Here is an 8,451-nt window from a genome sequence, read left to right on the forward strand (position 1 = left end):
AATACACTGACCAGAAAGGAACCGACAAAAATACCGATAAAATAGGCCACATACAGTAAGCTGTAATAGATCGGTGAACCATAGGATACCGCGATGGAAGGCATGGCAATCACCAAGATCGCCATCGAAAAGTTCGTCAGGGCAAAGAACGGAAGCATAATTCTCAGGAAGGTGTGCCGTTTTACAAAAAGATATCCTTCTTTCAGCTCCCTCAGATAGTATCCCAGCTTCAGTGAACCTTTACCGTTCGTGTCCTCCATCGCAGGAGCGTCGATTTGCTTGCTGAGCCTGATATACACAAAGCCTGCCAGAAACAGCATTGCGCTGGCTAGAAAAAACGTGTTTTTCATCCCCATGGCGATAATGAGCGAGGCTCCAGCCAGATACCCAGCGATGTTAATCACCTGATCCGTTGACGAAATCATGGAATTCGCCCGGACAATCAAATCCGGCGAGCCTACCAGTTGCGGCAGCATTTTACTGTTGGCCGGATAAAACAGTGTAGAGAAGCAGGATGCAATAAAAACAATAACAAGGATAGCGACCAGATTAACCATCCCGTCCTGAATGAGAAACGGGACAGCCAAAATGAGCACAGCCTGCGTAAACAAGGCGATACTGGCCAACAAAGGCGGTGAATAGCGATCCACCAAAGGACCCACGAGAAAGCTGAAAATCGACGCCGCAGATACGGCCGTATACGTGAAGCTGGTCATCGCCACCGACTGTGTCGATTGCTGTACAAAATACAGCAGGACGATAGAATAAATGCTGTCCGCAATGTTGGCAGAAGTACGGGAAGCAAAGAAACGGATAAAACGAGGATCCTTAAACAATTGATTCACATCTTCATCTCCTTACTGCGAAATGGTCAAAGCGTTTAAGAGCCTGTCACTGGCAGCTTGGAAGATTTGATGGATATACTGGCGGTCCTCTTCATATGGAAGGATCAGAGAAATCTCCAGTACTTGGCCGACATGCTGTGTTTCGAAAAAAATGGCTTCATTGACGCTCGCTTTTTGACCATCTACATCCATATGGTCAAAAAGCGCTGAGTCTTCTCTGCTTTCCCCCAAATAATTGAAAACGACAGGCAATTGTTCAAGCCCCTTTTTCAAGATGCGGCTGGAATCGGGATAAGCCTCCTCCATATCTGCGTTGATAATTAGATTGAAAAAATTCAAATGATGGCGTGTAGCCGAATCCAACTGTGCAAGGATGCCCTTTTCACGAGCTACGATGTCGTCTTCCTGAAGTACAATGGGAATATGATCAATACATTCGCCCATCGTTCCAAAATAGTTCTGATCGCCATACTGTCTTCCGTAATTCGTCATCCATAGCGGAACCTCCGAAATATGAAAATAGGTGCTGAAAAATTGGGATGCCATCTGAAGTGAAAGACTCCACATGTTCGCAGATTGCCCCAGCTCTGGAGTGTCGCTTAAATCCAATCTCCAATGATATTTAGTAGATACTTCATGGTTACGAGTTTGCGTTAGAGCCTGGATACGATCATTATTTTCGCCAAACATTTGAAGCCTGAATTGCTTGTTAATTTGCTGATCACTGATGCCTTGAGGGCCTTGACAGATATGCTCCACATAATCCCGATATTGATTTGCCTCTGCCGGCTGTGGTGCCGGCTGGGGATGGTGATATTCATCAAGAAGCTGTCTCCGCAAAATGCCACCGCTTGTAGCGTCAAAAATAATATGTGAGCATGGCAGCAGAAGCAGTTGCTCCCGCAAGTTTAAGCGAATCAGGACAATACGATATTGTAAAGAATGTGTCTGCTCATACAGTTCCTCATAGAGCTTTGGCACCATGTAAGAAAGAAGCCTCTGCTGTATATATATCGGATATCCAGAAAGATCCACAGTAGGCAAGCTGATATGTTCTGGTGCTGGTTTAAGCCCCCAGGCCCACGTTTCATCTGACTTCACAATGACACTTCGCAGCAATTCATGACGATGAATTAATCGTAGAATAGCTGCGGTCAACCGTAGGATGTCCAAATAGCTGTCCAACCGGATAGACATACCTGACCCGACAGGATGTTGCAAATGATAGAGCTGTACAGGAGCAAGCGGGTATTGTCCGATCGTATCCGGAGCCAGTATGTTGGTACTCCACTCCGTATTTAAGTCAGCAATATTGGCTACCCATTCTTCTGCCTGATGTTGGGTACAGGCTTCTTGCTCAGGGCTTGTTAGCTCGGAGTCATCTGTCACAGGAATTCCGCAAATCCGATAGGGCTCGTCTGTGCCCCATGGAATAATATAATGGGGGTACAGCTCGGGATGTATATGGGATTGAATAAATTCTGTAATGTCCTGAACCTGCTCTGCATGGAAAGGCTCTAGTTGCAGGAACAGATAGTCTTGTTGAGCACTGGACACGGTTCGAAGCAAGGCATGAGCACCAAAGGCTTCTCCAATAATCCGTCCGGCCTCCTGAGAGTCAGATATAAGTTTGCTTGTGTTCTCTCCCCCTTCTTCTCCGCGTTGCAAAAGATCGTACAAGCTACGAATCGTCTGATATTGAAGCAATTGATGTATTTCCAACGGGATGTTCAATTCCTGTGCTTTGGATACCAGTTGAATGGCTTTTAAAGAGTGCCCTCCAAGCTCGAAAAAGCTGTCGTCAATACCGACCCTTTCTGCTCCAAGCACCGTTTGCCACAGATTCGCCAGCTGCCGCTCCACTTCATTTCTTGGGGCCGTGTACTCTACCTGCGGACTACTGATCGTTTCCGGCTCAGGAAGCGCTTGCCGATCAATCTTCCCATTCGTGTTCAAAGGAAGCACCGGCAGAAATACATACTGGGCAGGAATCATATAGTCTGGCAGTTGACCGGCCAAATGGGCTTTCATGCCGCTCATGGTCAGAACTGCATCGGTCGCAATGTAAGCACAGAGCGTTTTTTGACCATCATTCGTGGTTCTTAGGGCAACATACACTCCATGAATGTCTTCATGCCCCATGAGCCTGGTTTCTATTTCTCCAGGTTCGATACGGTAGCCTCGGATTTTAACCTGCTGGTCGATTCGTCCGAGATACTCCAGATACCCGTCTGGCAGCCATCTGCCCAAATCCCCTGTCCGGTACATCTTTTCTCCGGGAATGAACGGATTAGGGACAAACTTTTCCTGAGTCAGATCATCTCTGTTCAGATATCCGCGTGCAAGACCATCGCCACCCACACAAATTTCGCCTTGAGTCCCGATAGGCAGCAATCTGTTTGAAGAATCTAATATATAGGCAGTGGAATTTCCGATCGGCCGTCCAATCGGAATGTTGCTATACTCTTTTTCGATCGGGAAACAGCACGAGAATGTGGTATTCTCTGTTGGGCCATAGCCATTAATAATTGTCAAGCCAGGACATTTTTCTCTAACGTTGGCGATGATTGCAGGTGAAAGCACATCTCCCCCAACTAGCAAGTATTTGAGAGGGGAAAATAGTTCGGGCTTTTGCAGAGCAAGTTGATTGAACAAAGGCGATGTCAGCCACATCGTCGAAATGTGGTTCTGTTCGAGTGCAGTACCCAGTTTCACAGCGTTTAAAATGATGGATTCCGGTACGATATACAATCGTAGACCGTTGAGCAAAGCTCCCCAAATTTCAAAGGTACAGGCATCAAACACTAAAGCTCCGGTCATTAAAATGCGGTCGTTCTCAGCGAATTGTACGTAATTTGTATTTTTGACCAGTCGTATGACATTTCGATGCTCAATCATGACTCCCTTAGGACGACCCGTGGAGCCAGAGGTGTACATCACATACGCCAAATGATCTGCTGTTGTTGCCGATAGATTGAAACTGGTGAAGACGTCGGCATCATAAGATCCAATATCACCCAAATCCAGCACAGTACCGGAAAATTCGAATCCTGTTGTTTGGCTTCCCCTGCCTGATAAGGTCAGTAAAATATTGCTACGGCTATCCTGAAGCATAAATGTAATCCGGTCTTGGGGGTAGGAAGGATCTATCGGCAAATAAGCTGCTCCAGCTTTTAAAATACCCAGTACACCAATAATCATTTCGGGTGACCGTTCGGTCAGGATAGCCACAATGGTATCCGGCTGAACGCCCAGCTTCCGCAGCTTTGAGGCCAACTGATTAGCCTTTATATTTAATTCTCTGTAGGTCAGCTCACGATTTTCAAATACAATTGCTACTGCTTCCGGTGTCTTTTCTGCTTGTTCCTCAAAACAGTGATGGATCGTTTGCTCAGCAGGGTACAATGTCCGGGTATCATTAAAATCGAACAAGAGCCGCCGTCTCTCCTCTGTCGTCAGAAATTCCAGGTCCTTAACGCGTATATCCGGGTTAAGAAGAACCTGCTCCATGGCTTGGCTGAGATGGCTGGCGATGAGTTGGATCATGTTTTGGTCATAGGTTAGCTCGTTATAGCTAAATTTGATTTCAAGCTTGTGCCCGGGCACGACGACAACGTTCAAATCATAGTTGGTTTGCTCGATTTCTTCCACTTCCGTGATTCGAATCGCTTTTGATTCTTCCTCAAGGCTCATGAGATCCTCTGAAATCGGATAATTTTCAAATACGACGATATGACGAATCAGATTTTGCTTTAATGAGGTGTGAGACTGGATATCAGCTAGTGACAGATAAGAATACCGATTGGACTCCATCATGGAGACCTGGACAGACGCCAGTAAATCGGAAAACCGTTGTTCTGGGGAGCTGATGATCCGTACCGGAATCGTATTGATGAACAAACCGACCATGTTTTCTATACCAGGCACTTCATCCGGTCTGCCAGATACAACCGAACCCATAATAACATCGTTACTGTTATTGTATGTTTGTAGTAAAATGCCCCAAAGGGTTTGAAATACGGTGCTAACGGTGACACGGTACTGCTTGGCAATACGCTCTAAACCTTGGGTCAGACGTTCTTCCCATATGCTTGTAAATTGTTCTGCCCTATAGGATGAATCGAACGACTGGGTATAGCCAGGAACGACGGTTTCATTTTCAACTTCAAGCAGATATCGTTGCCAGTACGCGGCCGCTTCCTCCTTGTCTTGTCTCTCCAGCCACTGGATAAAGCTGCTGAATGGAAAAACTGGCACTAGTTTTAAAGGCGTGTTGTCCCGTAGAGAGATGTAGATGTCGAAAAAATCCTGAGCCACTGTCCCCATGCACCAGCCATCCATCACGATATGAGGAAAGCTCCAAATGAGCTTGGAGTCTTCCTCTGTCCACCGAATTAAAGCCAGTCGGATCGGAACGTCTTTTTCCAGATCAAAGCCTATTTGCCGATCGTTTTTTAGAAAGGACTCCAGAAGAGCTTTTTTTTCTTCATCCGTCTGTCTACTCCAATTTTCAACATTAATAGGAGCTGCCTCACGTTGTTCCAGAACGACCTGAAGAGGCCGTTCGGTTTCCTTATATATAAAGACGGTGCGGAAAATATCGTATCGGTTGACCAGCTTTTGCAAGCTTTGTTGTACTAGGCTGGCGTCCAAAATGTCTTGACTGGTGATAACGGTCTGTTCAAAATAAGCTTCCGACTTTTGATCCAATATGGAATGAAACAACATCCCCTCTTGCATTGGCGAAAGCGGATAGAGGTCTTTAATTTTCACCTGAGTCAAAAAATTCACCTCTCCTTAACGGTGCGAATGTTTAATTTCATGTGTGTTGGTCTGTTTATCTTTATTTGAGATTGTTCAACAGTTTGTCGTTCAAACGACTTGCTATATTTTCAAACTGTCCAATGGATAATTGCCCGTATGTGAAATCGGTCGGACTTTGCTCGGTTGTTTCCTTTGCGCAACAATGGCGAATGAGCTCCAGCAAATGCTTTTTATATCCCGCAGTCAACCGCTCCACCGTAGATGGCTCATATTCACGTCCGTTATAGTCGAATACAAGGCGAAGTTTTCCATCGCTCACCATACCATTGATATCAAAGGTAAGTGTTCTTTCGGCGTGAGGGCTAACCTCAGCACCGGCAAACGAAGAAAGCGTCGAGGTTCGCAAAGGTGCATCTGCTCCGGTCTTCCCATCAAATTGCCCCAAGTAGTTAAAGCTGATTTCAGGAACCTTTGCTGAAAAAAGTACCGCAGTACCCTGTTGGTCTCTTGGGGACAAATAGCGTAAAATTCCGTATCCTACACCCTTGTTGGGCACCCGCCGAAGCTTATCTTTAACCATCTTGATCTGATGGGCCAAATCTACCGGCTTGCTCACGTCTACCACAAACGGATACACGGACGTAAACCAGCCGACTGTGCGGGAAACATCAATGTCTTTGATGAACTCCTCCCTGCCGTGTCCTTCCAAATGAATCGCAATTTTAGCATGTCCACTCCATTCATGAAAAGCCAGCCCTAGCGCCGTTAGTAAAATATCATTAATTTCTGTATTGTAAGCATGGTGCGCGTGTTTCAGCAGGTTTTCGGTTTCTTCCCGGCTGAGTGTCACTTCGAATTGGCGACCGTCACGGATCAGGCTAACTGGAACCTCATGATCTTTTGGCAGTGAAAGTATTTCACGAGCTTCTACCGCATTCCAATAGCTGATTTCCTGATGCACCAGTGCGCTTTGTGCATACTTGGACAGACGTGCTGCCCATTCTTTGTAAGAATCGGTCTTGGCGGGTAGCTGTTGCTTTTCACCGTTAGCTGCCTGCCAGTAGGCTGTTTCCAAGTCCTCCAGCAGGATTCTCCACGACACACCATCTACGACAAGATGATGAATGACGATTAACAAATGATCGGCTTCCTGTAGCCGGAATAAAGCCAAACGCACAAGCGGGCCGTTGCGCAAATCAAAGCAGCTTTGTAACGCGTCAGCGAGCTGCGCGATTTCTTTCTCAGGCTGGTCAGCATGTGATAAATCGTAGCTTTCCAATGTGAAGCGTTCACCTTCGGCTGTGCCTCTGTTATAGGCGACAGGTTCTTTTTCACGCTCATCAAAGGTGATGCGCAAGGCATCATGGTGCGTGGTCAGCTTGTCTACGGCGCTTCGCAGCCAGGTTTCGTTCCATCTTTCGGCGTTCTGGAGCATGACTGCCTGATTGTAATGATGACGTTCTGTTCGATGATGCTCAAAAAACTCCCATTGGATCGGTGTCAGCTCCACTGCACCTTGTACTGCCCTCTGCGGGATGCTCCGGATTACTTCTTTAATATAAGGAGCGATCAGATCAATCTGCGGATAACGGAACAAATCCTTCATGTCCATTTTGAGGCCCTTCGCATTCAACCGGGCTGCAATTTGTAGTGCTTTGATCGAATCCCCGCCAAGCTCGAAAAAGTTGTTGCGCAAGCCAATCGGCTTAACGCCAATGACTTCCTCCCAGATGGAAGCGAGTGTTTGCTCCAGCTCGCTCTGCGGCGCTTCATACTCGACGTCGGTCAACACAAAATCTTCGGGTTCTGGAAGCGCACGTCGATCAATTTTACCGTTATGGGTCAAAGGCAATTGATCCAGCACGATAATATGCGCAGGTACCATATAGCTAGGCAACTGTTTGGCAAGCTCTGTCCGCAGGAAGGATTTGTCGGTTATGCCTGCCACGTAGGCGCACAAATACTTTTGTCCGGTCTTGTCCGTTCTATCCGTGACCACCGCTTGGTGTACCTCATCCAATTGGAGTAGGGCCGACTCGATTTCACCCGGCTCGATCCGGTAACCACGAATTTTGACCTGAAAGTCAGCCCGGCCAAGGAAATCAATGTTGCCATCCGGCAGCCAGCGGGCCAGATCTCCGGTACGGTACAGACGCTCTCCACTCACAAAAGGATTCGGTACAAATTTTTCTGCCGTCAGATCAGGACGGTTCAGGTAACCGCGAGCTACAGAAGCGCCGCCAAGACACAATTCCCCGGCTACGCCGATAGGGAGCGGACGCAAAGCCTCATCCACGATATATACTTTATGGTTCGGCAACACCTTTCCAATCGGGACGATACCGGATGGAGGCAGGCGTTCCGCCGTTTCTTCATAAAAGCTGGAATCAATAGCCGCTTCGGTCACACCGTAGCAATTCATAATGCGAATACGATCACCGAAGCGTGTTAGCAGGGTGCGGTAGTTGTCCACACTACAACTGTCTGAGCCCGTCGTAACCAGCTTCATCGCACTGATATCTATACCTTGTTCATACACATACTCCATGAGTAGCACCATTAGCGCTGGCGGGGCATCAAATATGGTGATTTGATGTTCTTCGAGAGTCTTCGCCAGAGCGGCAGGATCGCTGCGTACATGCTGAGGACAAATAACCATAGTGCCTCCGTTGATAAATGTCCGGGCCAGATCTCCAGCGAATACATCAAACGACAGGCTGGCGATTTGTAACAGTTTGACCTTAAATTCATCCATCCGATAGGCATCTCTATAGCCCCACGCCGTATTTACGTAATGACGCTGCTCGATCATCACGCCTTTGGCGTTCCCCGTCGTTCCCGA

General features: G+C 47.2%; 3 protein-coding genes. All 3 read right to left on the bottom strand.

The window, feature by feature from the left end:
- On the bottom strand, window positions 1–845 hold an 845-nt coding region (locus E0698_RS25905; RefSeq protein ID WP_192513385.1), incomplete at its 3' end, for an MFS transporter.
- A gap of 12 nt (window positions 846–857) precedes the next feature.
- Entirely contained in the window at window positions 858–5,618 is a 4,761-nt protein-coding gene (locus E0698_RS25910) for a non-ribosomal peptide synthetase (RefSeq protein ID WP_337916454.1), read from the bottom strand.
- Window positions 5,619–5,688: 70 nt separating this feature from the next.
- Window positions 5,689–8,451, bottom strand: a 2,763-nt coding sequence (locus tag E0698_RS25915) for a condensation domain-containing protein (protein ID WP_192513387.1), incomplete at its 5' end; no start/stop codon positions are given.

The organism is Paenibacillus sp. 23TSA30-6, from assembly GCF_014858585.1.
In the GTDB taxonomy this organism is placed as follows: domain Bacteria; phylum Bacillota; class Bacilli; order Paenibacillales; family Paenibacillaceae; genus Paenibacillus.